General features: G+C 72.5%; 24 protein-coding genes and 1 pseudogene. 7 read left to right on the top strand and 18 right to left on the bottom strand.

Translation table 11 applies throughout. From position 1 onward, the window contains the following. Positions 1-6: 6 nt before the first annotated feature. From ACIG3E_RS16190 to ACIG3E_RS16140, 11 genes are all read right to left on the bottom strand, one after another. Complete coding sequence (locus ACIG3E_RS16190; protein WP_366789478.1) at positions 7-255, bottom strand: ferredoxin; 249 nt, start codon at positions 253-255, stop codon at positions 7-9. A 3-nt stretch (positions 256-258) separates the two neighbouring features. Continuing rightward, positions 259-1,626 (bottom strand): phenylacetate--CoA ligase family protein, encoded by a 1,368-nt coding sequence (locus ACIG3E_RS16185; RefSeq protein WP_399616140.1) that lies wholly within the window; start codon positions 1,624-1,626, stop codon positions 259-261. Further along, the gene (locus tag ACIG3E_RS16180; RefSeq protein ID WP_399616138.1) at positions 1,623-2,609 is read right to left on the bottom strand and encodes a BtrH N-terminal domain-containing protein; all 987 of its coding nucleotides are present in this window, start codon (positions 2,607-2,609) and stop codon (positions 1,623-1,625) included. Before ACIG3E_RS16180 ends, ACIG3E_RS16185 begins: the two co-directional genes overlap by 4 nt. Further along, a complete protein-coding gene (locus ACIG3E_RS16175) occupies positions 2,596-3,273 on the bottom strand; it encodes a hypothetical protein (protein ID WP_399616136.1) in 678 nt (225 codons plus the stop codon). The genes ACIG3E_RS16180 and ACIG3E_RS16175 overlap by 14 nt, the downstream gene beginning before the upstream one ends. Next, complete coding sequence (locus ACIG3E_RS16170) at positions 3,273-3,959, bottom strand: class I SAM-dependent methyltransferase (protein WP_399616134.1); 687 nt, start codon at positions 3,957-3,959, stop codon at positions 3,273-3,275. Before ACIG3E_RS16170 ends, ACIG3E_RS16175 begins: the two co-directional genes overlap by 1 nt. After that, a complete protein-coding gene (locus tag ACIG3E_RS16165; RefSeq protein WP_399616132.1) occupies positions 3,952-6,072 on the bottom strand; it encodes a molybdopterin-dependent oxidoreductase in 2,121 nt (706 codons plus the stop codon). The genes ACIG3E_RS16170 and ACIG3E_RS16165 overlap by 8 nt, the downstream gene beginning before the upstream one ends. After that, positions 6,069-7,106 (bottom strand): BtrH N-terminal domain-containing protein, encoded by a 1,038-nt coding sequence (locus ACIG3E_RS16160; RefSeq protein ID WP_399616130.1) that lies wholly within the window; start codon positions 7,104-7,106, stop codon positions 6,069-6,071. The genes ACIG3E_RS16165 and ACIG3E_RS16160 overlap by 4 nt, the downstream gene beginning before the upstream one ends. Before the next feature lie 75 nt (positions 7,107-7,181). Then, positions 7,182-8,513 (bottom strand): TrpB-like pyridoxal phosphate-dependent enzyme, encoded by a 1,332-nt coding sequence (locus tag ACIG3E_RS16155; RefSeq protein ID WP_399616128.1) that lies wholly within the window; start codon positions 8,511-8,513, stop codon positions 7,182-7,184. Between the two features lie 432 nt (positions 8,514-8,945). Next, a complete protein-coding gene (locus ACIG3E_RS16150; RefSeq protein WP_399616126.1) occupies positions 8,946-10,166 on the bottom strand; it encodes a hypothetical protein in 1,221 nt (406 codons plus the stop codon). Between the two features lie 198 nt (positions 10,167-10,364). Next, positions 10,365-10,982, bottom strand: a complete 618-nt coding sequence (locus ACIG3E_RS16145) for a TOPRIM nucleotidyl transferase/hydrolase domain-containing protein (protein WP_399616124.1) — start codon at positions 10,980-10,982, stop codon at positions 10,365-10,367. A gap of 110 nt (positions 10,983-11,092) precedes the next feature. After that, positions 11,093-12,217: a hypothetical protein gene (locus ACIG3E_RS16140; RefSeq protein WP_399616122.1), complete on the bottom strand. Its 1,125-nt coding sequence runs from the start codon at positions 12,215-12,217 to the stop codon at positions 11,093-11,095. A gap of 249 nt (positions 12,218-12,466) precedes the next feature. On the opposite strand from ACIG3E_RS16140, the gene ACIG3E_RS16135 reads away from it, so the two are divergent. Continuing rightward, positions 12,467-13,969, top strand: a complete 1,503-nt coding sequence (locus ACIG3E_RS16135) for a carotenoid oxygenase family protein (protein WP_399616120.1) — start codon at positions 12,467-12,469, stop codon at positions 13,967-13,969. Positions 13,970-13,974: 5 nt separating this feature from the next. Here ACIG3E_RS16135 and ACIG3E_RS16130 read toward each other — a convergent pair whose 3' ends face one another. From ACIG3E_RS16130 to ACIG3E_RS16110, 5 genes are all read right to left on the bottom strand, one after another. Further along, complete coding sequence (locus ACIG3E_RS16130; protein WP_399616118.1) at positions 13,975-14,505, bottom strand: hypothetical protein; 531 nt, start codon at positions 14,503-14,505, stop codon at positions 13,975-13,977. 260 nt (positions 14,506-14,765) lie between these two features. Next, positions 14,766-15,899 (bottom strand): ferritin-like domain-containing protein, encoded by a 1,134-nt coding sequence (locus ACIG3E_RS16125; protein ID WP_399616116.1) that lies wholly within the window; start codon positions 15,897-15,899, stop codon positions 14,766-14,768. 32 nt (positions 15,900-15,931) lie between these two features. After that, positions 15,932-16,990 (bottom strand): hypothetical protein, encoded by a 1,059-nt coding sequence (locus tag ACIG3E_RS16120; protein WP_399616114.1) that lies wholly within the window; start codon positions 16,988-16,990, stop codon positions 15,932-15,934. Beyond that, positions 16,987-19,230, bottom strand: a complete 2,244-nt coding sequence (locus tag ACIG3E_RS16115) for a hypothetical protein (RefSeq protein WP_399616112.1) — start codon at positions 19,228-19,230, stop codon at positions 16,987-16,989. The genes ACIG3E_RS16120 and ACIG3E_RS16115 overlap by 4 nt, the downstream gene beginning before the upstream one ends. A gap of 62 nt (positions 19,231-19,292) precedes the next feature. After that, positions 19,293-19,526 (bottom strand): hypothetical protein, encoded by a 234-nt coding sequence (locus ACIG3E_RS16110; protein ID WP_399616110.1) that lies wholly within the window; start codon positions 19,524-19,526, stop codon positions 19,293-19,295. Positions 19,527-20,110: 584 nt separating this feature from the next. Between ACIG3E_RS16110 and ACIG3E_RS16105 the strand changes: the two are divergent. From ACIG3E_RS16105 to ACIG3E_RS16085, 5 genes and pseudogenes are all read left to right on the top strand, one after another. Continuing rightward, a pseudogene (locus ACIG3E_RS16105) lies at positions 20,111-20,500 on the top strand (polyprenyl synthetase family protein); the annotation flags it as partial. 89 nt (positions 20,501-20,589) lie between these two features. Next, on the top strand, positions 20,590-21,177 hold the full coding sequence (locus tag ACIG3E_RS16100; RefSeq protein WP_399616108.1) for a polyprenyl synthetase family protein: 588 nt from the start codon (positions 20,590-20,592) through the stop codon (positions 21,175-21,177). A gap of 56 nt (positions 21,178-21,233) precedes the next feature. Then, complete coding sequence (locus ACIG3E_RS16095; protein ID WP_399616106.1) at positions 21,234-21,887, top strand: ABC transporter ATP-binding protein; 654 nt, start codon at positions 21,234-21,236, stop codon at positions 21,885-21,887. Then, the gene (locus ACIG3E_RS16090) at positions 21,884-22,684 is read left to right on the top strand and encodes an ABC transporter permease (protein ID WP_399616104.1); all 801 of its coding nucleotides are present in this window, start codon (positions 21,884-21,886) and stop codon (positions 22,682-22,684) included. Before ACIG3E_RS16095 ends, ACIG3E_RS16090 begins: the two co-directional genes overlap by 4 nt. Continuing rightward, positions 22,681-23,133, top strand: coding sequence for an SRPBCC family protein (locus tag ACIG3E_RS16085; protein WP_399616102.1), 453 nt, complete (start codon positions 22,681-22,683; stop codon positions 23,131-23,133). The genes ACIG3E_RS16090 and ACIG3E_RS16085 overlap by 4 nt, the downstream gene beginning before the upstream one ends. Here ACIG3E_RS16085 and ACIG3E_RS16080 read toward each other — a convergent pair. Next, positions 23,130-23,591, bottom strand: coding sequence for a hypothetical protein (locus ACIG3E_RS16080; RefSeq protein ID WP_399616100.1), 462 nt, complete (start codon positions 23,589-23,591; stop codon positions 23,130-23,132). The genes ACIG3E_RS16085 and ACIG3E_RS16080 overlap by 4 nt on opposite strands. Positions 23,592-23,596: 5 nt before the next feature. Then, positions 23,597-24,364 carry a sulfite exporter TauE/SafE family protein gene (locus ACIG3E_RS16075; RefSeq protein WP_399616098.1) on the bottom strand — a complete coding sequence of 256 codons (768 nt, stop codon included), beginning with the start codon at positions 24,362-24,364 and terminating at the stop codon, positions 23,597-23,599. A gap of 84 nt (positions 24,365-24,448) precedes the next feature. Here ACIG3E_RS16075 and ACIG3E_RS16070 point away from each other — a divergent pair, with 84 nt between their 5' ends. Further along, positions 24,449-25,384, top strand: coding sequence for a LysR family transcriptional regulator (locus ACIG3E_RS16070; RefSeq protein ID WP_399616096.1), 936 nt, complete (start codon positions 24,449-24,451; stop codon positions 25,382-25,384). Positions 25,385-25,506: the final 122 nt, after the last annotated feature.

The raw sequence follows: 25,506 nt of genomic DNA, 5'->3' as shown, positions 1-25,506 counted from the left end.
CCGCCATCACTCCTCCGTAGACGCAGCCAGATACCGGATCGATTCGGTCGGGCAGGAGTCCAGCGCGTCGATGACACATTCGAGCTCATCCATCGTTTCGGGCTGTTTGCAGACGTAGTGGACGTCGTTGTCGACGTCGCACTCGAAGTTCTGTGGTGCGAGGTCCTGGCAGAGGCGGCAGTCGATGCAGGTCTGGTCGATCGCGAACCGCCCCGCGAGCGGGAGGCGGGTGGGAAGCGGCAGTTCGGTCGGCACGCCTCAGCCCCCTTCCTGGTGCGCGCTGAAGGTGCGCATGGTCGGCTTGGCCGAGGTGCGCAGCGCGGTCTCGAACCGGGTGACGTCGAGTCGGCGCAGCCGGGTCGGCGCCCCGAGGCGGCCTTGGACGCCGTCGGCGACCGCCGTCCTGGTCGCGTCGTCGGCGGCGCTCGCCGGAGGCAGGGCGACCTCAAGCACGCCGCCGTCGACGTGGAAGGCGAAGTAGTACGGCGGCCGGGTCATGGCCCCGAGGACGATGTCCTCGATCTCCAGCTGCGACGTCCCCCGCTCGCCGATCCGGATCCGGTCGCCGATGCGGCCGCGGTGGCGCAGCCTGCGCAGCGGCGAGCCGCACGCGCAGGGCGCGGCCTCGATCTGGCAGACGTCCCCGGTCCGGTAGCGCAGCAGGGGCATCGCCCGGCTCGCGAGCGTCGTCAGGGCGAGCTCGCCGACGCTGCCGTCGGGCAGGGGCTCGCCGGACGCCGGGTCCACGACCTCGAAGTACGTGCGCGTCTCGACGAGGTGCAGTTCCCGGTGCGCGCAGAACATGGCGAGCGTGTTGGTCTCGGTCATCCCGAACATCGAGTACGCGGTGGCGCCCCACTGGTCGGCCAGGCGCCGCTTCTTGGCCGGGGACGCCCCTTCACCGGCCATGAGGATCTTGGAGACCTTGAGGTCGGTGCGCGGGTCGAGGCCCCGGCGCCGGGCGATCTCGCCGAGGTACAGCGCGCGCGTTCCCGAGCACACGAGCGTGGTGGCGCCCGAGCGGTGCAGCGCGTCGACCATGCGCTCGGGCGTGCAGGAGGGCGAGGCCGCGCCCAGCGGGACGATGGTGCACCCCAGGACCTCGATGGCGCGGTCGAGGTCCTGCCCCACCCCGGCGAGTTCGTAGGGGACGGCGATGGCCGCGACGTCCCGCTCGTCCAGCACGCAGGAGAGCAGGGTGGCGACCGTCAGGTTGTTCTCCAGCCAGTCCCCCCTCGTGAAGAACGCCGCGACGGGCCGTCCGTTGCCCGTGCCCGAGCTCTCGTCGAACCGGATGACGTCCCTGCGCGGGACGGCCAGCATGCCGAGAGGGTAGGCGGCGCAGAGGTGCTCACGCGTGGTGAAGGGCAGCGCGCGGAACGCTCCGGGGTCGCCGTCCGCGGCGGCCCGGGCGAGGTGGGCCGGGACGAAGTCGGCGTAGAACGGGGAGTTGCCGCAGGCGTGCGCCACCGTCGCCGCGAGCGCCTGGCGCACCCAGGAGTCGAGGGCCCGCCGGTCGAGGGAGGTCACCTCCGCCACGTGGCGGGCGACGTCGACGCGGGCGAGCAGCACGTCGCGGAGCCTGTCGCGCGCGTCGCGCTCCGCGGGCCGGGCGAGCGTGGTCATCGGGATGCCTCCTCCAGCTCGGCCATCGCCTTCTGCTCCTCGGTCGCGAGCTCGGCGACGATCGCCGCGGCCTCGTCGAGGGCCGCGTGCGCGGTGGAGTCGTCGGCCTCGCGCAGGAGGTTCGCCACCGCCGTCCACCGCTCGGAGACGCGGTGGTACTCGGTCGCGCCGCGCTCGTACGCCGCGATGCCGGTGAGGCCGTGGGCCTCTTCGAGGAAGCGGGCCCACAGCGTCCGGAAGAGCCCGCCGCCGGTGCCGCCCTCCTCCATGCTGGTGCCGACGAGCCCGAGGACGCGGCCGGGGTCTTCCAGGCGGTCCCACCCCTTGCGCATCACCGCGCTGGTCTTCGCGATGCCCTTGAAGCCCAGGTTCGCGATGGGCGGGCGCAGGAAGTCCCGCGCGGTGGCCCGGATCGAGGCCCGGCAGGCCTCTGCCAGCGCCGTCGGGTCGTATCCGTCGGACCCGATCACGAACGAGAGGTTGCGCGAGCTCATGGGCCCCTTGGCGGCGCGGGCCTCGGCCATGCTCTGCCGGGACGTCGACCGGACCCCGAGCGAGGAGGTCTCGACCACCACGAACCGGTCGTCCTCGTAGCCGACGCAGGCGACGTAGTGCGCGGCGAAGTGGTGGTCCTCTTGGGCGTAGTCGAGGTGGTAGCGGTCCAGTTTCAGGCCCACCACGTCGCCGTTGTCGAGGGCCTCGACGAGGCTCGACTCGGCCTTCGCCCGGGACGCGGTCCGCCGCTCCCGCAGGTCGAGGCGGAGGGCCCGGGCCGCGTTGCGCATGAGCTGGTCCGGCTTGACGCGCCCGGCGAGGAACGGGGCGGGCATCTGCTTCGCGTGCCAGTAGAGGAAGGACAGGCCCTGCCCCAGTCCGAAGACCATGGGTTCGCTGAGGTCGATGCCGCGGTTGCGCAGCATGTTCACCAGGGCGGTGGATTCGCAGTGGTCGCCGGAGAACGGCGTGATGTCAATGACTCCCATGGGGCTGTTCACTCTCGTCCCGCGGCGCCTGGTACACGATTTCGAGCACGGACATGTCGGCGTTGTTCCGCACGTGGCCGTAGGTGTGGCCGAGTTCGTCCGCTTCGGTGAACGCGATGACTTCGAGGCTGTCGACGTCCCGTTCGAGGGCGTCCAGGACGGAGCGGACGCCGTCCTCGGTCCGGGTGTCGATGGCGACGTGGGACATGAGGCGTCGGCGTTCGTCCACGGCGCGCTCCGCCCACGGGCCGAATTCCATGCAGGCGAACGTTTCGATGGCGCGGCCGTCCGGGAGGACGAGCGCGTTCCACCAGCCCGGAGTGCCGTACTGCCGGGGGGAGATGTACGACGGTCCCATCTCGACGGTCGCGATGTGCGCGGACTTCTGCAGGTCCCGCAGATAGGCGTTCCAGGAGAGGATGTCCTCGTCGCGTTCGTAGTCGCCCATGTAGATGCCGACGTGGTTGACGCCCGCGACCTGGTCGACGATGTGGTCGGGGGCGTGCCCGCACCAGCCGCGGATGTATTCCGCGCAGTCCGCGTACCGCCAGGCGTCGGAGGTTTCGAGGATCTGCTTCCAGGCCGTGTCGAAGTTCTGACGCTTGGGGAAGCGTCCGTCGCGGCTGGCGGAAATCGTCGGCCAGCCCTCCGTGATCGAGCCCATCACGCTTCCTTCCTTCCGGCGATGACGATGCCCATCTGGACTTCCGTCACGGCGGCCGTCGTGAGCGCCGCGTCGCGCAGTACCGCTTCGACCTCGCTCCTGATGTAGGAGGAGCGGATCGAGGAGCGAAAACCCGGCCGCATGTCGGCCGCGATATTCGCCTTCATGAATTGAAAGGTCGTGCGGTCGATGTCTCGGCGCAGATCCATGACGCAGTACCGGCCCCCGGGGCGCAGGACGCGGTGGATCTCGGCGAGGGCCCGCACCGGGTCCGCCCATTCGTGCAGGGAGCTGGCGCTGAACGCGTGCGCGAACCTGCCGTCCTCGTACGGCAGCGCCAGGACGTCACCGCACGCGTAGGCGCACTGCTCGGCCACGCCGTACTCGACCGCGTTCCCGCGCGCGCGGCGGACCATGGCCTCGGAGATGTCGACGCCCGTGAGGCTCACGGGACCGGTGACCTGCTTGATCCACTCCAGGCCGAGATAGCCCGGTCCGCAGCCGACCTCCAGGACGGCGCCGGAGGTGATGTCCGCCGCCAAGATGTCGTCGACCTTCTCCCGCAGCCAGCCCTGATCGCGGATGTGGCGCTGCATCTGGTCGTACTTGAGCGCAAGGTCGTCGCCTTGCAGGCCTTCGTCGGTCTCCGGGATCCGGGCGGCGACGCTGCCGCGCGCGCTATTCATGGTCGGCTCGTGTCGCCCGGCCGGACGGTGCGCCGGCTCGCCGAATTCCTACGGGTACGCCTCTCATCGTCGCGCTCCCCATATGCTCATCGGTCCGATCGTTGCTTGTCACCTGATTGACGGAGGACGTCAGGGAGGCGGCGACCGAGGATTCTTCGGGATACCACCAACAGGCGTCCGCCACTACGACGTGCGGTTCGACGTCCTCGGAGACCTTGACCTCCATGCGCACCCCGCGCCCGCCGGGCCGTGCGAACAGTTCGGCCTCGTCGCCGTCCTTGAGGCCCTCTCGCTCCGCCGCCAGCGGATGCACGGTCAGCCGCGGCGCGGCCCGGCCGCGTGCCGTGGTCGGCAGCTGGTGGTATTCGCTGTTGTAGAACTGGCGCGGGTGGGCGCTCGTCATGAGGTAGGGAAGTCCGGGGCTCGGGGCCGGTGGGGTTCTGAATCCCGGCAGTTCCCGGTAACCCATGGCGCGCAATGCGTTGTTGACGAGATCGACCCGCTTCGACCGGGTGCGGAAGCCGTCGGTCCGATATTTGAAATAGCGCTTTTCGTTCCGGATGTAGCCGACTTCTTTGAACTGCTCCCAGGTCAGTCCGATCCCGGCCAGCTTGGCGTCGAGGGCCGCTTCCACGGAGGGGAAGAAGTGGTGGCCGAGGCCGAGCCGGGCGGCGAGTTCCAGGATGATGTCCTCGTCCGACCGGCAGCCGTCGACGTGCGTCACCTTCCTCCTGGCCGCGAGGTAGGAGTTGAACTCGACGATCTGGTCCCGCTCCAGCCAGCTCGACGCGGGCAGCACGACGTCGGCGAACCTGGCCGTCGGCGTCATGAACAGGTCGCAGACGACGATCAGATCGAGCTTCGCCAGGGCCTTCAGGACCGCCTGGGTGTTCTCGTACGAGGTCAGGACGTTGCTGCCGAAGAGCACCAGCGAGCTGATCCGGTACGGGGATCCGCTGAGGACGGCCTCGTGCAGGTCGCCGGGGGCGACCCAGCCGGACATCGAGAGGACCTTGTGCTTGTCCCCGCCGATGCGTTTCCTCGCCTGGTCGTCGCCGAGGAGGTCGGTGCGCGGGAAGGCGCGGCGGCCCTCGATCGGCATCGGGTCCCAGATGAGGTCGCCGCCGGGGGCGTCGAGGTTTCCGCAGATCGCGGAGAGGATGGCGATGGACCGGTAGGTGTCGAAGCAGTTCTCGTTCTGGGAGACGCCGGTTCCCGCTTCGACGCAGGCCCGTGGTGCGAGGGCGTAGGCGCGCGTCGCCTCCAGGATCCGCTCCGGGGCGAGGCCGGTGACGCGGGCCACCGTGTCGAGGTCGTAGGCGCGGACGTGGTCGGCGAGTTCGGCGAAGCCGGTGGTGTGCGCGGCCACGAAGTCGTGGTCGTACCAGCCCTCGTCGATGACGATCTTGATCATGCCGAGCGCGAGGGCGCCGTCGGTGCCCGGCCGGACGGCGAGGTGGAGGCTCGACCGGGCCGCCGTCCGGGTGCGGCGCGGGTCGATGGTGATGACGCGGCTGCCGCGCTCGACGGCGCGCAGGAGCTTGATGCCGATGACACCGTCGGAGTGGGTGTTCGGCTTGTTGCTCCCCCAGAGCAGGATGACGTGGGGGTCGCCGTCGTAGTCGCAGAAGGTGAATCCGCCGTACGTCAGGACGGAGGCCATGACGCGGGGGTAGAAGCACACGTGGGCCGGGCCGACCACGTTGGGCGTCCCGATCGCGTTCGCGAGCCGGAACACCCACTCCTGGTAGTTCCGGTCGGTTCCCTGGCCCAGGACGATCGATTCGGGTCCGTACTGCTCGATGTTCGCGGTGAGTTCGCCGACGACGCGCTCCAGGGCGGTGTCCCAGCTGACGGGGTGGAACGTCCCGGAGCCGCGCGGTCCCGTGCGCATCAGCGGGGTGGTGAGGCGGTCGGGGCTGTGCACGAGGTCGAGTGCCGCCTTGCCCTTGACGCAGAAGTACCCCTCGCTGGTGGGGTTGTCGGGGTCGCCGTGGATGGCGGTCGGAACGCCCTCGACCAGGTCGACGATCGCGCCGCAGCCGCCGTGGCACATGCGGCAGACGGTCTTCACCCGGGTCGTGCGGAGCCGGTCGATCCCCTGCGTGGTCATGACGCGTCACCCGCCCGTTCCCCGGCGAGGCGGTGCAGGTGCTCGAAGGCCGACTGTTCGGCGTCCGCGATCGCGTGCAGGAGGGCCTCGACGGCTTTGAGCCGCCCGCCGGGGTCGGTCGCTTCGCCGTAGCCGAGCAGGAGGTCGATCGCCTCGTCCCACTGCTGCCGCACGCCCTCGACAGCGTCGGCCGCGCGGTCCAGAGCTTGGTCGCCGGTCCGGTGGCGCGCCTCGCGGAGGAAGTCGCGGTACAGCGCCCGGAAGTTCGCTCCGCCCGTGCCCGCGTACCGCCAGAAGCGCCCGGTGGCGGGCACCAGTTCCTCGCTGGGCGTCAGGGTCTCGTGCCACCTGGAGACCTCCGCCGCGGCCCTCCGCAGCCCGTTGAGGCCGCGCCGAGGGCCGCGGTCGGTCAGCATCCGCCGCGCGGTGGCGCGGACGGCGTGCCAGATCTGCTCGTGCGGTACGGCCGGGCCTTCGGTGGTGAGTCGTTGCGGCAGGCCGCCGATGTGCATCTGGAGGTTCGGCGACGGCAGGAATCCCTCGCGGGAGTTCCGCGCCCGGCGCAGCGACTCGACCGGGAGCGTCCGCGCCCCGCCTTGCTGTGCGGTGTCGACGACGTGCGCGAGGTCGTCGTCGAGGCCGTACAGCGCGATGTAGTGCGAGGCGAAGTGGCTCCGCGACGAGAAGTAGTCGAGGTGGTAGATGTCGACGGTCACGCCCACCACGTGGCCCGCGGCGAGGAGTTCGGCGGTGCGCGTGCGCGCGGAGTCGGGGTCGGGCGGCCGCGACTGGCACAGTTCCACGCCGAGTGCCGCGCAGGCCCGGTGCGCTATCTCGCCGGGGCCGACGCGGCCGGTGAGCATCGGCGCGCCGCGCCCGGGATCCGGCGCGTCCCAGTACTGGAAGTCGATTCCCTGGCCGAGTCCGAAGAGGAGGGGTTCCGAAAGGCGCGCACCGGCGTGGTGGAGCATGTTGCGCAGCGTCGTGGTTTCACAGTGCACGCCGACCTGCGGTTGAAAGGCCTCCAAGCGCATGGAACCTCCTGGGCGCGAGGTGTCAGGGTGCGTTAGGGGGGTCGGTTCACACGTCGTGCGGTGGGGGTGGTCGGTTCACGTGTCGCGCAGGACTTCGTGGTAGCCCTGCAGATCGAGGTGCCCGGAGCCGCTGGCGAGCACGACGATGACCGGTTCGAGGTGCTGCGCGTCGGCTTTGGCGACGACTTCGAGGGCGGCGGCGACCGCGTGGCTCGCCTCGGGGGCGAGCAGCAGTCCCTCGGTCCGCAGCAGCAGTCGGCCCGCTTCGAGCGCTGTTCTCTGCTCGAACGCGACGGCGTCCAGGACGCCTTCGCGGCGCAGCAGGCTGACGATGGCGGAGCTGTGGTGGTTGCGCAGGCCGCCGACGTGGACGGGGGGCGGGATGAAGTCCTCCCCCATCGAGTAGCCGAGGACCTCCGGTGTGAAGCCGCCGAGGTCGGCGCGGCCGTAGGTGTAGGTGCCCGCGGTGAGACGGGGAGCGGCGGTGGATTCCGCGGCGAGGAGGCGGAGATCGGCGCCGTCGGCGCGGGCGCGCAGATAAGGGCCGATCAGACCGCAGAGATTGCTGCCGCCGCCGGAACACGCGATGAGGTGGTCACCGCGTCCGGTAACTCCGAGAGTCTCTCCGTGCATTTCTCTTAGCTGCGCCTCGACTTCGAGTCCGAGGAGCGTTTGATGGAGATAGACGTGCGTCATTCCGCTTCCGGATAGATAGGCCGCGGAAGGCGTGTCGAGTGCGTGTTGAATCGCGTCGCTGATCGCGGTTCCAAGGCTCCCCGGGTGATCCGGGGTGCGTTCCAGGATCCTGCGTCCCAGCTCGGTGTGCGGCGATGGGGATGGGCGCACTTGGGCCCCGAGAAGCTCCATGTAGTGGCGCCGGTAGGGCTTTTGCTCCAGCGAGCACCTGACCATGAAAATCTCGGCTTCGAGGCCGAACATCTCTGCCGCGAGGGCCACGCTCATGCCCCATTGCCCGGCGCCCGTCTCGGTAACGAGAGTGGTACGCCCCTCGTTCGCCGCATAGAACGCCTGCGCTATCGCGGTGTTCAGCTTGAAGCTGCCCGTGGGCAGTACGTCCTCGCGCTTCAGATAGATGCGCGCGGCCGTGCCGAGGTGTTTCTCCAGCTGGTGGGCGCGGTGCAGCGGGGTCGGGCGCCCGCACTGCCGCAGCCGCTCGCCGACCTGCTCGGGTACGGGCACCCAGCGGTCGGACGGGTTGTTCTGTGCCACGAGAGCCCGCGGTCGGACCTGTGCGGCCACTTCTGCCGCCGAGGGGCTACCGGAGTCCCGTATTCGAGGTAAAGGGGCAGGTAAGTCGCCCAAGAAGTTGTACCAGTACTTGGGTACGGACGACCCCGAACAGTCGCTCGGAGTCGGGTCCTCGGGTAATGCCGATGGGATGCGCACAGCATCATGTGCAGGATGCGATGTCAATTCATTCCCCCGCCTGAATCTCATTGCACGCGATCTTTTGCCCACGCCAGTTGATCATTCAGACGATCTTGAATCGGCTGGCGATTGCTGGGGCGTCGCGCCCAAGAGCCGTTCAAATCCCGCGATGGTGCGCCAGCCTACTCGGACGTTCGGCGATGGCGCAACAGTAAATACCGTCCGGGCGCAATTTGCTATTGATCTCAGATGCGACCGATAGCGAATTGATCGCCATTAGCCAAATGATCGCATTCCATCGGGGCTAGTGGGCCGCCCGCTTGTTGGTCCCGCGCGATCGAGTGCGATCGGGTGCGATCAAAACTGAGCACATGTGTCGGCGGGCGACTGCCGCAAGGGGGGCTGGCGGCGGCTGGGGCCCGTGTGGGGCCCCGGCCGGTTCGCTCGTGGCTACGTGCCGGGGTCCTCGTCGGGGGCCGGGTCCGTGCCCCGCTCCTCGGACCCGTCCTTGCCCCGGCCCTTGCCGGGATCCCTGCGGAAGCGGCCGAACGCCCGCGTGAGGGCGCTCAGCGGTGAGCCTTCCGCCTTGGCGGGGCCCGACCCGGGCAGCAGGGGCGCGCCACCGCCGCCGGACGCGTCGGCCAGCGCGGCCTGAGCCGCCTCGGCCGCCTCCCGGTACAGGTCGCGCGACTTCGTCATGGCGTCGAGCGCCTCGGCGTACTTGGTGACCATGTGCTGGGCGTGGGCCAGCTCCTCGTCCGGGGTGAGCAGGTGCCAGCCCTGGCGCAGCCGGGTCAGGGCCCGCTCGGCCTCGTCGGGCAGCGGCCGCGGCAGCGCGGCGAACTCCGCGATCTTGTCGAGGAGTTCCGTGGGCTCCGAGCCGTCGAGGAAGACGCTGCGCACGGTGAAGCGCTCCGGGTCGTAGTCCGGGCTCCGCGGCTCCACGGGCAGGATGACGGCGCCGCCGCGCGGCATCCGGACGCTCAGCTCGCGCTTCATCGCGAAGTCGGCGATCTGTGCCTGCTCCGGCGTGCCCCGGTGCTCGACCACCCGGTGCCGCAGGCCCGGCGGCAGGAACGCCGAGACGGGCCGCTGCCCCGCCGCGTCGGGTGTCATCGCCTCGTGCACGACGACGTGGATGAACCAGCTCTGCCGGATGCTGTCCCGCAGCCTGCGGCGCAGCTCGTCGTCGTCCTTCGGCAGGTGGTTGGTGGTCCGCAGGCGCAGCTGCCCCACCGTGTCGTGGTCCCAGGCGACGCGGTCGCTGTCGGGCCAGAACATGGTGGCGGGCGAGGGCCAGCGCGCGTCCCACACCCGGTCCGCCTCGGCGGCGAGGACCCAGACGACGCCCTCGCCGTCCTTGCGGCGGCCTTCGGGGTCGTACGTCGTCAGCTGCGCGCGCACCGTGACGTCCTCGGCCACGCGCCAGCGGGCCTCGAAGAGGCGGCGGGCCGAAGGGCCGGGGTCGGCGGCCTCGTCCCGCGGGTGCAGGACGCTGGAGCGGGCGGCGTCGGCGGGGTCGAGTTCCAGGAAGTCGTCGAGCACCCCGGCCGCCTTGAGGGCGATCAGGTTGCGCCGGACGTCCTGCTCGGGTTCGGGCCCGAGATGGCGCCCGCGCCCCAGCCACGCGGTGTCGGGGGCGGTGGTCGCGGAGGTGCTGTTCTCGGCCATGGACTCGTTCTGTGGGTGATCAGGGCATGACCAGTATGGTCGGTGATTCCGTCGAAGGAAGCGCTACCCCGTCCACAACTTCGACACTCCTGCCGCACGACGGGCGAGGTTTCGGCCACCTCCGGTATGCCGGGTGTTTCCGGCACGGCCGCCTCGGGCCGCTCGGCGGGGTGCTTCCGGCGCGGCCGCCCCGGCCGGTCAGAGGCTGGTGAGCAGCCCGTCGAGCGGGGCGGGCACGCGGTCGGGCGCGAGTCCCTCGACGAGGACGCGGCCGTAGCGGATCTTGCGGCCCTTCTTCGTGCCGAAGAAGCGCCGCAGCTGCTGGTGTGCGGTGCGGTCCCGCTGCGCGGGCTGGCGCAGGAAGGTCTCCAGGGCGCGCAGGTCGCCCTCCGCCCGGACCAGCTCCTCGACGCGCCCCACGCCCAGGGCGCGGATGAGCTCGTCCTCCAGGTCCGCCGCGCAGACGAAGAAGTCCCGCGGGGCCGCGCTGGCCCGCTCCCAGCCGCGGGCGTAGTAGCCCCGCTCCGCCTCGTCGCACAGCCCGGTGAGCCGGAGGCCGAGTCCGGAGGGGCCGAGGAGCCGGGCGAAGCGCCCCACGCTCATCGCGCCGCCGATGGCCAGGACGCAGACGCCTTCCGCCGCCAGGTCCCGGCCGCGCCTCGCGGCGAGCGCGTCGACCGCGGCGACGTCGCTCGGCCCTTCGAGCAGGACGACCGCCCGTACGGGCAGGTGCTCGGCCAGCTCGCGCGCGAGGTCGCCGGGGCCTCCCGCCGCCCACGCGATGACCGCTTCACGGAACGCCCCCATGTCAGACATGAGGCGAGTCTCCGCTGTTTCCGGCCACCGGGACAGTGAATTTCCGCCGCCGCACCGCTCGGCGCCACTCGGGCACCGCTCGGCGCCACTCGGGCACCGCTCCGCACCGCTCAGCCTCGCGCGGACGGCCGGGTCGGGCCGGGCACGCGCAGCCGCTCGATCCGCACCTGCCCGGGCGGGTACGGGAAGAAGGAGGTCGATCCCACCGCCCAGTACGCGCGCGTCCCGGGCACCCGCGCGATCCCGTTCATCAGCACCGGAGACGTGGACTGCGGCCCCCGCTCGCTCACCCAGCCGCCGTTCTCCCAGCGGAGGTAGTGCGCCTGGTTCCAGTTCGGGTACTCCCAGCCCGCGATGCGGTCCGGTCGGTCCCGGCCGTCCCCGACGATCCCGACGAGTTCCCCGGCGACGAAGGGCAGCTCGACGTGGTGCCACGCCGAGCCGTCGTAGTGGCGCAGCCGCGCGCCGGGAGGGCGGCCTCCGGTGAGGGTCCAGTTGTAGCCGCACACCCAGATGTCGTCCGCCGCGACCGGGAGCTGACCGGTGACATAGTTCGGGTGGCCCTCGACCGGGATCTCGTGCCAGGCGCCGTCCCAGCGGGCGCACACTCCGTTGCCGTGGATCCAGACGTCCCCGCGGCGGGTGCGCCGCACCCCGACCGCGGGGCTGGTGTTGCCGCTGGGCAGCGGGCGGAGCCAGCGCCAGCGCCGCCCGTTCCAGTGCATCGTCCGCGGCCCGTTCTCGTACGAGCCGACGGCCCAGGCGTCCCCGTCGGGGGCGACCGTGAGGCCGTGGACGGTGGTGCCCGAGGTGCCGTCGCCGGGGAAGGGGACGCGCTCCCAGCCGTCGCCGTCCCAGGCGTACAGGTGCCACAGGCTGTTCTCGCGGTCGAGCCCGACGGCCCAGGCGTCGCCGGAGGCGTTGGCCGCGACGTCCATGAGGAAGCCGTTGAAGCGCAGGCCCGCCGTGTCCGTGCGGGACCAGTCGGTGCCGTTCCAGAGGTACGAGAGCGGCCTGCCGTACGTGCCGCGGTCGAGGCCCTCCGTGCCCACGGCCCAGGCCAGGCGCGGCCCCGCGGCGGCCACGGAGCGCAGGCCCGCCAGCTCCGCCGCGCCGGGCACCGGGACCTGCCGCCAGCCGTCGGCCCGCGCGGCGGCCCCGGCCTGCGGCACCCGCAGCAGGGCGGCATCGGCCGCCGCGCCCAGCGCGCCGCCGACGAAGCGTCTCCGGTCCATGGCGATGCCCCCCTGGGACGTGCGGCCGTGCGGACGTGGTCGGTGCGTGCCGTGCGTGGGGAGAGCGTGCAGCAAGCGGCGCTCAGAGGGAACGCACGCGCGTGAGTATTTTCCGCCCGCCCCGCCCCAGGCCAGGTGGCCTCAACACCACCCCCGTCCCGGGCCCTAGGCCAACTGCCCCGGAGCCCCCGTCGGCGGAGGCTTGTCCGTGTCACGGCTGAGCGGTTCGACGAGCGACAGGGAGACATGATGGCCAGTCACACGCGGCGGAGGGTCCTTCAGGGGGCGGCACTCGCGGCGGCGGGCAGCGTGGTCGGCGGCTACGGAGGCGGTCACTACGCGGCGGCGGCACAGGCGGCGACCGGCCGCGCGGCCGAGGGCGGCCATCTCCCCTTCCTGGAGGGCGCCTTGACGCCGGTCACGGAGGAGCTGACCGCGTTCGACCTGGAGGTGACCGGCCGGTTGCCGCGCGACCTGGACGGCCGCTATCTGCGCACCGGCCCGAACGCGCTCGGCCTAGAGGACCCGCGGGCGCACCACTGGATGCTCGGCGACGGCATGGTGCACGGGGTGCGGCTGCGCGACGGGCGCGCCGAGTGGTACCGCAACCGCTGGGTGCGCTCCTTGAGGGTCGCGGAGAAGCTGGGCGAGCCGTACCCGGGCCGGGTGCCGCCGGACGACTTCGCGTGCAACACGCACGTGATCCCGTACAAGGGGCGGATCCTGGCGCTCCAGGAGGGCGGGCCGCTGCCGTACGAGCTGGACGGGGAGCTCGGCACGGCGGGTCCGTACGACTTCCGCCACACCCTGAAGGGCTCGTTCACCGCGCACACGAAGTACGACGCGGCGGCCGACGAGCTGCACGCGGTCACGTACTACCCGACCTGGGACCACGTGCGGCACCTGGTGATCGACGGCACCGGGCGGGTGGCGCGGACCACCAGGATCCCGGTGGCGGACGCGCCGATGATGCACGACTTCGCCCTCACCCGGAACCACGTGGTGATCGTGGACGTGCCGATCACGTTCGACCCGGCGGCCGCCGAGGCGGGGGCGCTGGTGCCGTACGTCTGGAACGAGCGCCATCCCCCGCGCGTGGGCGTCATGCCGCGCGCCGGAGGCGCCACGCGCTGGTTCGAGGTCGACCCGGTCTACTTCTCGCACACCCTCAACGCCTACGACCAGGGCGACGAGGTGGTGGTGGACTTCACCTCCATGCCCGCCCCCTTCCACGCGGCGGGCCGGGGCAGCGGCGGCCCCTCCGCGACCGGGACGCCGACGCTCGACCGCTGGCGGATCGACCTGCGCGGCGGCCGCGTCCACGGCACCCGCGTCGACGACCTGCCGCAGGAGTTCCCCCGTGTCAACGAGTCCCTGGTGTCCCGGAGGCACCGCTTCGGGTACACGGTGAGCGCGGCGGAGATGTGGCGCGCGTACCTGACGGTCGACGGCGTGCCCCCGGCGGGGAAGTCGGCCAATCACCTGGTCAAGCACGACATGCTGCGCGGCACGAGGCAGACGCACCGCCTCCCGGAGGGCGCGGCGGCGAGCGAGCCGGTGTTCGTGCCGCGCCGGGGCGCGCGGGACGAGGACGACGGCTACGTCCTCACCTATGTGAACGACCCCGATCGCGGCGCGACCGACCTGGTGGTCCTCGCGGCCCAGGACTTCACCGGCCGCCCGCTGGCCCGTGTCCGGCTGCCCGGCCGGGTGCCGCTCGGCTTCCACGGCAGCTGGGTGGCGGACCGGTAGCGGGATCAGGCGCCGGGCGGGGTGGCGCAGCGCACGCGGGTGGTGGGCGTGGTGAAGATGCCGTCCTTCTTGCCCTGGCCGTCGTTGTACTCGTAGTAGACGTACGAGTCGAAGGCGATGTTGCCGTCGCAGCCCGAGTCCGCGGCGATCTGGACCGGCAGCGTGACGGTGCGGGCCTGGCCGGGCGGCACGGGCACGGAGTAGCTGAAGCCCAGCTGCTGGGTGCCGGTGCCGCTGCAGGTGACGCCGGTGCCGGTGCAGGCGCCGAAGGCGTACTTCAGGTCGGGGCGCTGGGTGGTGGCCCAGGTGGGCTGCATCGTCTGGTAGACGAACCAGATGTCGGTCGCCTGGTTGTTCGTGAAGGTCATCGTGAGGTTGACCGTCGACCCCGGAGTGACCGTGGCCTGGTCGGCGCTGAACGTGACGTCAGCGGCGGCCGCGCCACTGGCCCGGGCGGTCTGCCCGAGGCCCAGCAGCGCGAGACAGAAGGCGAGGAACGCGGCGAGGCCGAAACGCCGCAGGTGTGTGATTCGCATGGGGGTGGAGAGTACGACCGTGCCCACGGGCCGTCTGCCCTCCCTCAGGGGTGCGGGAGGGCCCCTGTCTCATCCCCATGTCCGCCCGGCTCCCGTCAAGTAGCGTGCTTCCCACCCTTGCGTCCCGCGTCGGGCGACGCCGGACGCGCGCCACCGGGTGCGCGCGCACCGGAGCTGTCCGGTAGTCGCCGCACCGCGCGGCGGGGCGAATGGCGGGAACCGCGCGAGGGCGGGTCCGGTCGGCCGCCGACGCGGCGTCCTCACGCCTCCGGTTCGGGGAGCCTGACGGGTTGGTCGGTGTAGGGCCTGCACTCGAAGGTGGGCCCGGCGTAGTACCCCGCGTACTCGCCCTCGGTGATCCGGCACGCGAGGACCTCGTCGGCGAGGACCTCCAGCTGGTGCATCTGCCCCACGGCGCTGTCGACCTGCTGCGGGTGGCCCGTGAGGCCGGTCTCCAGGTTCGCCACGAGCCGCTCGTAGAAGCGGTTGAAGTCGTCCGCCGCCCGCCACTCCGGGGAGCCCTTGCGGTACTTGCACATCTGCGGATCGGGCAGGACGCGCACGATGTCGGTGTCCACGGGCAGGGTGAGGCGCGGGCCCGTGGGGTGGCAGGGCTTGTCCTGCGGCAGATAGCGGCGGCCCTGCGCCAGCTCGTCGAACTTGTAGTAGTGGGACAGCTCGCCGTTGTCGTCCCACATGCGGTGCGGGTCGCCCTCGCCCTCGTGGATGATGTCGGTCAGCAGGGCGACGGCTTCCGCGGAGGTGCGGACGCCGATGTTGTCCTGGCCCCCGAAGTGCGTGTACTGCCGTGTGATGGTCTCCGGGTGGAAGACGTCCTCCTCCTTCCCCTGCTCCACCAGGTAGCGGATGCCGTCGATGAGGGCGTTGTAGAAGTCCCCGATGGACTCGAAGCGCAGCGGGATGGGGCTCGGCAGGGCCTTGATCAGGTCGAGCCCGCCGCCGGTGCGCAGCCGCGGCGACTCCAGGTCGATCGCGCCGCGGATCCGCTCCCGGGTGTCCGTCGGCAGGGGGTCGGGCTGCTCGATGAAGAGGCCGAGCCGCCAGAGGTCGTCGCCGCAGGGGAGCAGCCGCACCAGGCCCGCCCGGGTGAAGTCCGGGATCTGGCAGGGGTACGTGGGCGCCGCCTTCGTGACCTCGGGTCGGCCGCCCACCGCGGTGAGCACGTTCGCGGCGATGGCCATGTGCCGCATCTCGGAGATCACGACGCTCTGGACGATCCGGGTGACGTCGGGGAACCTCGTCCGCCGGTCCTTGATGGTGAGCCACCCGGAGAGGTAGGCGGGAATGGTGGTGAACTCCAGGGCCAGCGCGTCCTGGAGCTCCGCGCGCAGCGCCTCGATGGTGTGGATCGGCGGCGGATCGGTCTGGGCCATGTCGGGGTCTCCCTCCCGGCGAGGTGCGGCGGCTACCTGCTGAGCACGTCGCCGACCCCGGCGAGCAGGCCGGGGGTCGGCAGCAGCGCGGCGAAGACGACGTTCTGGGCGATGACCTCGTCCGGGTGGAAGAGCTCCGAGGCGGTGTTGCGCCCCACCTTCTCCAGGTACTGGTCCCACAGGGTCCTGTTGTCGTCGGGCCTGAACGGCATGAGGTACGTCAGGGGACGCCCGTCGTCCCCAGTGACGGGCGCCCACCGCCCCCCTCCTTGGTCCTCGACCGCCATGAAGTACCACCGCAGATAGCCGAAGAAGCTGCCGCCCGCGTACGGTCCGTCCGCCATGAGGACCGGCACCAGGTCGCGCGGGACCAGGTCCTGCGCCGGACCCTCGTAGGGCCCCTTGGGCACGTTCAGCCGGATCCGGACGTCGAGGAGCGGGGTGTCCGGGTTGGTGATCTTCAGTTCCGGCATGGTGGTGGGCGAGGTCGCCTCCGGCCAGGGCACGGACGGCAGCTGGACCGGCGCGGTCATCAGGGTGTAGCCGACGAGGTCGTACAGGCGTGCGCGCAGCTCCCGGTTGTTCTTGCTCACCAGGTGGAAGAGCTCGTGCACGAGCAGGTCCCGCAGGCTCGTGGTGTTCTGCGCGGCGAACAGCGGGTCGCTGTCGGGGGACGGCAGGCGCAGCGTCTCCACCTTGCCCGCGGGGACCACGATGGTGTCCTCGCCCCGGGTGTAGGCCGCGCGCCCCTCCTCCTGGCCGGAGGTCTTCACCAAGGCGATGGTCGGGGGCAGTTGGAAGGACCAGGGCTTGAAGAGCCCGTCGATCTCCTCGACGATGCGGGTGAGGGCGGCCAGCTCGTCGTCCGTCCAGTCGAGGGCCTGGTTGCCCACGTAGTCGAGGTAGCCCTCAAGCGTCACGTCGAGCACGTCGGCGCGCAGACACAGCCGGGCCTGGCGGTCGAAGGGGCTCAACTGCCGCACGAAGGCGTCCCGCCGCCGCAACAGCTCGCGGCCGCGCTCCACCGAGGCGGCGACGACCTCCGACGCCGCGATCTCGCCCACCCTGGTGCCCGCGCTCGTTCCCGTCATCGCCACTCCCCAAGGCGCTCCGCGGGCCAGCCCTTGCCGACCAGTCCCTGATACGTCTTCAGTACGCGCCGCTGCCCCTCGGAGAGCTCGCGGGTCACGGGCATGTAGAGGGTGGAGTGCAACAGGTCCCGCTCGGCGAGGGCCACGATCTGGTCGATGTTGCGGTCCACGGACTCCTTGTCGCCCAGGTCGAGGTGGGCGTAGTGCTTCATCACCGGGTACACCACGTCGTGGACGTACAGGACCTTCCGATAGAGGAAGTCCCAGGCGTCCCGCGGTGAGAACCCCGCGTTCCAGCAGTCGGCGAACTGCCGGGGCAGGTCGTCGTGGAACGGCAGCACGCGCACGCAGGCGTAGGAGGCCCACGAGATGCCGTAGGGCACCCCCGAGCCGTCGTCCGCGGCGGGCGCGGGGCCGATGGCGGCGGGCGGCGTCCCCGGGCCGTAGCGCTCGACGGGGAAGAACGCGACGGTGGCGCAGCCGGAGCGCACGGGCCGGAAGGAGACGGTGGCCTCACCGATCCCCGCCGACACCGTGACGGTCTGGGTCGTGAGGTCAAGCACCTCCTGGTAGGCGCCGCCGTCCGGCTTGCGCCAGGCACCGCCCTCCGCGCACGGCTGCGGCGGGTCGGGCACGTACTGCTGGACCACGAGCTCCACGTCCCGCCGGGGTATGGCTCCGCGCTCCCGGACCTGCACGGTGATCGTTCCAGGCTCGCCCTGGTCCAGATAGACGCTGCGCTGGTCGGTCTCGGCGGTGACGGTGCTCTCCGTGAGCAGCGCCACCGGGTCGCCGCCCGGGGCGTAGTGGAGTTCCAGGGTGCCCGTGTCGAGCAGCGGAACGACCTCCGCTGCGGCCTTGATGTCGACGATGCCCGCGGTCGTCTCGTACGCCGAGGTGCGGTAGGCGTCGAAGGGGAGGTCGCCGACGGCGTGCGCGACCCCCTGTCCGTCGCGTACGACGAGCCGCAGGTCGCCGAGGTTCGCCTTCTCCCCCAGGGAGTCGATCTCGGGAAGGGTGTTGCCGAGGTCGAGGCTCACGTACACCGCGTCCCGGGTGTGCCGGGTCTCCGCCACCGCCGGGGCGCACCACCCTTGGAGGGCCGTCCCTCGTGGGGACGTTCCGTGCTTCTCCTGTCGGCCTTCGTACGCGCACTGGAACATCCGTGACGGCAGCAGGCACCGGCCGCCGGGCGCGCTGGTCGGCATCTCGCCGTCGTGCCAGAGGCCGACGGTCCCCAGGACCGTGGACACGCACGGGTTCTGGGACGGCGTCCGCCCTTCCCTGAGCTCGCGGTCCCACAGCTCGGTGAGCCGCCGGTACTGGGCCGTCGTCCGTTCCTGGGGGTCGCTGATGCTGTCGCAGTGCTCGAACTCGGCGGCTGTGAAGTACAGCGTCCGGTACGCGGTGAGGCGCACCATGAGGCCTTGGACGCCCCGCTGGGTGAGAGCCGCCCGGAGCGCGTCGAGGAGGGCCGAGGTGCCGGACGCGATCCGCAGCGTCTTCGGGTCGCCCGGGATGCAGGCCTGGAGCACCGCGCCGCCCACGCCCGCGATCTGGAGCTGCCCGTCGGCGTTGAGGTTGCGGGCCAGGCTCAGCCACCGGGAGTTCATCGACGAGCCCGGGGCGACGTCCCCGCTGAGGTGGCACTGCGGCGCGATGCGCGAGCCGACCTGGAAGCGCTTGAGGTAGAAGGAACTGCCCCACCAGGCGTCCGGGTTGTTGTCGACCATGCGGCCCGGGGTGGGGAAGGTGCTGTGCGGGAAGGCGTCCCCGACGATGTCGATGATCCCGCCGCTGTCCGGGTCCTCGGGGTGGTGGACCAGCGGGTCGGAGGTGATCACGGGGCCGCCCGGCTCCAGCTGGCCGCCGGTGAACCGGGTGTCCGTCGACGCGCCGGGCCCGGGGTCGTCGGGCCGGGCGGTGTCGTGCAGACACCACTCCATGCCGCCGAAGTAGCCCCACTCGCCGGGGTTCTGCCACCAGCCCGGCGTCGGCCTCCCCTGGTCGTCCACCGGCTGGTACCAGCGCAGGGTGCGAGCCCAAGCGGGGAACCGTTCGCGGACGTTGTCCGGCGTGATGCCGATGGGCGGTTCCTGCGCCGGATCGTTCAGGAACTCCCAGTTCAGCTCGGCGCGGGTGAAGTCGTAGAGCGGCCACTGGTCGTTGTTGTTCCCGGTGGCCGGGTTCCACGACGCCCTCCCCTTGAAGAAGAGGCGCGGGACGGACAGCACACTCACGGTTCCTCCCGATGGGACGCGCGGGCGGGGTGCGGGGGTGGTGCCGGGCTGCGGGTTCCGCGTCAGTACAGGCGGGGCTTGGCCCGCACACTGAACGTGCCGAGTTCGAGCCCGCCCGCGAGCAGGACGAGTTCGCTCGCCTCATCGCCGTACAGCTCCAACTGGGCGCGCAGCGCCTCGCGTTGCTCGCCGGTGAGCTCGATGAGGATCCGCTTCCGCTCCGGCTCGCCGTCCGGTGCGGGCCGGGTGGGGACCGCACCGGGCTCGCCCGCGAGGGACCTCAGATTTCCGACCATGGCCTGTCCGCCGTCCTTCCGACGCCGCCGCGCCTGCCGATGGCAAGCGCCGGGCGCACAGTCTCAAGGCCCGCGGGGGCCGCGGAAACCCCCGCGCGGCGCGAACGAGCCGACAGGATGTTGGGAAGAACCAGGCGCTACGGAGCCGTACGGGACGGGAGCATTCGAGCGATTCCGGCTGCCGCGGCGCGCACTTCGGGCCACCGTGCCGGGCCGGACGCGCACCCGGGCGGCCGTGTGCGCAGCGGTGCCCGCGCGCCCGGGGCGCGTGCCGTGCCGCGAACCGCGTCCCGCAGGCCGCGGGGCTGAGGCCGAGACCCGCCGCGGGGCCGGGCCCCGTTCGAATCCGATTCCGCCGTCGCGACCGTGCCGGGCGGCTCGCCCTTTGGCGCGCGGAGCGCTCCGCGCGGCCCGTGCGCCTACGCTCCGCCTACGTCAACCGTCGCTCCGTACGCCCGCCGTCGGGCCCGCTCCCGCCGGACCGTCACTCCGTAGCGCGAACCGTCACAACCGGTGATCGCTGTCGTCGTTAGGCGACCGGAGGGACCGAGACCGGTGCGGGAACGACGGGCGGGCGAGGATCCATGACAGACACGTCGCTGTACGACACCGGCCCGCCGCGCGCGTCCGCACCCGGGGCGGACGGCGAGGAGCTCCTGCGGCGCGGGGCGGCGCTCGTCGATCCCCCGCTGCGGGCGGCCGTGGCCGGGCTGCACCCGGCCACGGCCGCCGTCTGCCGCTACCACCTGGGGTGGGACGCCGACGAGTCCCCCACGTCGGTGCGGCACGTGGCCAAGCGCGTGCGCGCGGCGCTCGCGCTGCTCTCGGTGCGCTCCGTCGGGGCCCCGGAGCGCTTCGCCGCCGTCGCCGGTACGGCCGTGGAACTCGTGCACCAGCTCTCCCTGTTGCACGACGACATCATGGACGGCGACGCCGAGCGGCGCGGCAGGCCCGCCGCGTGGGCCCGGTTCGGCACCGGCGCCGCGGTGCTCGCCGGTGACGCCCTCGTGGTCCAGGCCGTCGCCACCGTCTTCCGGGCCGAGGCGCCGGGCGCCCGGCCGCCATGGAGGACCTCATCGTCGCGGTGGAGCAGATGGTGGAGGGCCAGGCGGAGGACCTCGCCCTGGAGCGGCGCGCGCTGCGCGAGGTGTCGACGAGCCGGTACGCGCGCATGGCGCGCGGCAAGACCGGGGCGCTCTTCGGCTGCGCGGCCGCCCTCGGCGCCGTCCTCGCGGACGCGCCGCCGCCGGTGGTGCGCGCGCTGCGCGCGGCGGGCTGCGACCTCGGCGTGGCGTTCCAGATCCTGGACGACGTGCTCGGCCTGTGGGGCGACGGCGCGCTCACCGGAAAGCCCGTCGGCGCGGACCTGGTGCGCGGCAAGAAGACGCTGCCGCTGGTGCTCGCCGCGACGGCGGACTCCCCCGAGGGCCGCCGGGTCGCGGAGCTGCTCGACCTCGTGCCGCTGCCGCAGGACCGCGTCCCCGAGGTCATGCGCCTCCTGGAGGCCGTGGGCGGCCGGGAGCGCGCGGAGGAGGCCGCCGCCCGGCATGTGGCGGCGGCCCTCGCCGCGCTCGACGCGGCGCGGCTGCCCGGCGAGGTGCGCCAGGAGTGGCGGTCCCTCGTCGCCTGCCTGTCCCGCCGCAGGCGCTGAGGCCGATTGCACCGCCGCGCGCCCCTGACCCGCCCACCCCGCAGGAGGAGATCGCCGTGCCGACCGCCCCGTACGCCCTGCGCGTGCGCGACGTCCACAAGGCCTATCGCTCGCGCCGCGTCCTGAGAGGGGTGTCGTTCAGCCTCGAACCGGGCACCCTCGCGGGCGTCGTGGGGGAGAACGGCTCGGGCAAGAGCACACTCCTTCGCATCCTGTGCGGGCAGGTCGCCGCCGACGCGGGGCGGGTGGAGCGCCGCGGCTCGCTGGGGTACTGCCCGCAGGAGGCGGTGCTCAACGAGGCGCTCACCGTCGACCAGCACCTGCGCTTGTTCCGCACGGCCTACCGCGTCGACGGGCCGGGGCGCGCGGAGGAACTCCTCGACGAGCTGCACTTCGCCGAGTACCGGCACACCCGCGTGGGCCTGCTCAGCGGCGGCACCCGGCAGAAGCTGAACCTGGCCCTCGCGCTCCTGCACGACCCGCGGGTGCTGCTCCTGGACGAGCCGTACCAGGGCTTCGACTGGGAGACGTACCTGCGCTTCTGGGACGTGGCGACCCGGCTGCGCGACCGGGGCCGCTGCGTCCTGGTCGTGTCGCACCTGGCCTGGGACGCCGGGCGCCTCGACGTCGTGCACCGGCTGCGCGACGGCGTGGCGACGCCGTGGAGCGCACAGGGCCGCCCGGCCGGTGTCCCGGGGGCGGCGCGATGAGCCGGACCGGGGAGGCCTTCCGCACGGGTGCCGCCTTCGCGCTGCTCGAACACGCCCGCAACCGGCTCGCCCTGGTGCTCGTCGTCGGGTACATCCCGCTCTGGCTGACGCTTGAGCACTGGTTCGTCACGCCCGACCGGCTGCGCTTCCTGCTGCGCGCCGCCGGACGGACCGTGACCGTCGACGGCAACCACCTGACGATGGTGTCGGGGGCCGTCAACACGGTGACGCTCATCGTGGGCTTCATGATGTTCATGACGACCTTCAAGGCGCTCGCCTTCGACCGCAGGCTCGCGCTCGCGGGCTACCCCCGCTCCTGTCTGCTGCTCGGCAAGGTCGTCGCGATGGCGGCCGCCTCCGCGCTCATCGCGGTGTACGCCACCGCCGTGGTGTGCTGGTACTGGGATCCGGTCCGGCCCGTCCTGCTCGCGCTCGGCCTGTTCGCGGCCGCCGTGAGCTACGGCGGCATCGGCATCCTGCTCGGCGCCTTCCTGCGCAACGAGCTGGCCGGTCTCTTCGTCATCATCATGGCCAGCCTGCTGGACACCATGCTCCAGAACCCGATGAGCAACGCGGGAGCCGACAAGGACGGGCTCCAGCTCCTGCCCGGATACGGACCCACCCAGGTCGCGGTCGCCGCGGCCTTCACGCCCGGCGTCACTCCGTACGGTCATCTGCTGCTCGGCCCCGCCTGGTTCCTCGCCATGTGGCTGCTCGGCACGGGCGCGTTCTTCGCCAGGACCCGCGACCACCTGCCCCCGCCCTGCGCCCCACTCCCGACCGGGAGAACCGCGTGAACCGCCACGACATCCGCCTCGTGGGCACCTGGCGCGCCCCGCTCGCGCCGGACGCCCTGTACGCGCTCCTCGCCGACGTGCCGTCCTACCCCACGTGGTGGCCCGCCTTCCGCTCCGTGCGGCGGACCGGCGAGCGGAAGTGCGAGGTCGTCATCAGATCGGCGCTCCCGTACGCGCTGCGGGCCACGCTGACGGCCGTGGCGGAGGACCCGGCCGCGCGCGTCCTCGAAGCCGCGCTCGACGGGGACATCGCGGGCAGCGTCCGCTGGACCGTGGCCCCCGACGGGAACGACGGCTGCGTCGCCACGCTCACCCAGCACGTCACCGTCCGCAAGGCCGCGCTCCGACGCTGGATGCCGATGGCCCGGCCGGTCTTCCGCGTCAACCACGCGCTGGCCCTGCGGGGCGGCCTCAGAGGGCTGACGGCCCTGGCCCGCCAAGGGCGTTAGGGCAGGCCGCCGGAGACCGGTGCGGGGCCCGGGTCCGCTTCGCCGTCGGCGTGGCGCAGGACCCAGTCGTCGAGGTCGCGCGCGGCCTCGCCGGGAGCCCGCCGCACGTGGGCGCGCCACCAGCGCTCCGGGGCCTCGGGGGTGCCCGCGCGGAACCGGGCCTCGGCCGGTGCGTACCGCTCGCTCGCGGTGTGTGCCGGTACGCCGAGCACGTCGCCGACGAGCTGCCAGGCGGCGCCGCCGAGGCGTTCGTACACGACGGCCGCTTCGAGCAGCCGCCGTGCGGCCGCGAGCACGTGCGCGGCGTCGGCAAGGGCGGCGCCCGGCACCCGGGGCGTGCCATCGGGGCGCAGCTCGCGCGGGCCGACCGGCACGGCGGCGCGGGCGAGTTCGGAGAGTTCGTACGCCTCGTACGCGAGGAGCAGCCGGGCCCCGGCGCCTCCGGTCGTGTCGGCCACCTCGGTCAGCCCCAGCTGCGGACGAAGTACAGGACGGTCATGGTGACGGCGGTGGTGAGGATGACGCCCCGCAGCACGCGCGCGGACAGGCGGCGGGCGACGTGGGCTCCCGTGAAGCCGCCGGTCACCGCGCCGGTGAGCATGGCGGCGAGGAGCCAGGGGGTCTCCAGGGCGTCGGAGCGGACGAGGAAGAGGACGGCCGCGGTGAGGTAGATGGCCGCGATCTGGACGGTCCGCATGGGGTTGCTGACCGCGGTGTCGAGGCCGAGGCCGACGCTCCACAGGGCCATCATCATGATGCCTACGGCTCCGCCGAAGTATCCGCCGTACAGAGCGAGCAGGAACTGCCCGCCGAGCACGGCCGTGGAGCCGAGGCCGAACGGGCGCCCCGTGGCGTCGCTCAGCGCCCGCGCCAGACGGCGGCCGCAGGCCAGGACCACGGTGGCGAAGGCGAGCAGCCACGGCAGGGCCGCGTCGAAGGAGGCCGCGGGCAGGGCCAGGAGCAGTCCCGCGCCGAGGCCGCCGCCGACGGCGCTGACCGAGGTCAGCGCCGTCGTGGAGGTCTCGCCCACCGGTGCGACGTCGCGGCGGTACACCCAGGCGCTGGCCATGGTGCCGGGCAGCAGGGCGACGGTCGACGAGGCGTTCGCCGTCACGGGCGGCACGCCGACCGCGACGAGCGCGGGCAGCGCCACGAACGTGCCTCCGCCGCCGAGGGCGTTCAGCGTGCCGGCGGCGACTCCGGCGATGAGGGCCAACAGGATCTCGGACACCCGCCGAGCATCACGCGGCCAGGGGCGGGCCCACAATGCGTATTCGACACACTGTGCCTCAGCCTGTGCCATAGGCTCGCGGAGGTGCGCTACGACTTGGACGACCTCCGGCTCTTTCTGCACGTCGTGGCGGAGGGGTCGATCACGGCGGGTGCGCGGCGGATGCATCTGAGCCTGCCGTCGGCCAGCGCCCGGGTGCGCTCCCTGGAGCGGCACGCCGGGGTGGCCCTGCTGATCCGGGGGCGGCGCGGGGTGCGGCCGACGCCGGCGGGCACCGCCCTCGCCCGGCACGCCCGCGACGTGCTCACGCACACGGCGCGCCTGGAGAGCGCCGTCGCCAGCTACACCCGCTCCCCCGCCGCGCCCCTGACCCTGTTGAGCGGCGGGTCCGCGATGCACGGCCTGGTGCCGCGGGCACTGGTGTCGTTCCTGCGCGCGCACCCGGACACCGACGTCACGGTGTCCGAGAGCCGGACCCCGCGGACCCTGCGGATGCTCGCCGACGGCGAGGCCGACCTCGGGGTCGTCGTCGACGACGAGGCCCACGACAGCGGGCTCGTCCTGGAGCCCCTCGGCGACGACTCCCTCGTGGTGATCGGCCAGGCGGGCGGGATCCTCGCCGGGCGCACCGCCCTGACGTACAGCGAGGTCGCCGAGCATCCGCTCGTGGGGCTCGACGCCGAGTCCTCGCTGCGCCGCTGGATCGAGCGGCACCTCGGCCCGCACGCGCCGGTGGTGCGCTACCGCACGAGCGTCGCCGGTCTGAGCACCCTCGTCTCGCTCGTGGCCGCCGGGGTCGGGCTCGCCGTCGTCCCGCGCCGCGCCCTTGACCCGCACCGGCCGCTCGACGTGTGCGCGCTCCAGGACGGCTGGTCGCGGCGGCGGCTCCTGCTGGCGTGGGGCGTCGGGGACCGGGCCGCGGCACCCGCGGCGGTGGCTCTCGCCGAGCACCTGCGGCGCGCGGCGTCGACCGAGGCTCCGCCGCCCGGCGCGCCGGGGGCGGGGCCCGGCGACGGCTGAGCGGCGGCCGGGCGTCGAAGAGCGGGGCCGGTCGGCGGGGTTGGCCCTCACGGGGCCACGGGCACGGCGGCCGGGCGGCGGACCCGGCACGCGGCGGTTGGCGCCCACAGCGAGAGCGGGTC

Source organism: Streptomyces sp. NPDC053474, assembly GCF_044544845.1.
In the GTDB taxonomy this organism is placed as follows: Bacteria; Actinomycetota; Actinomycetes; order Streptomycetales; family Streptomycetaceae; genus Streptomyces.
The sequence above is the reverse complement of the archived record's forward strand: the minus strand, read 5'-3'. Positions and strand labels throughout refer to the sequence as shown.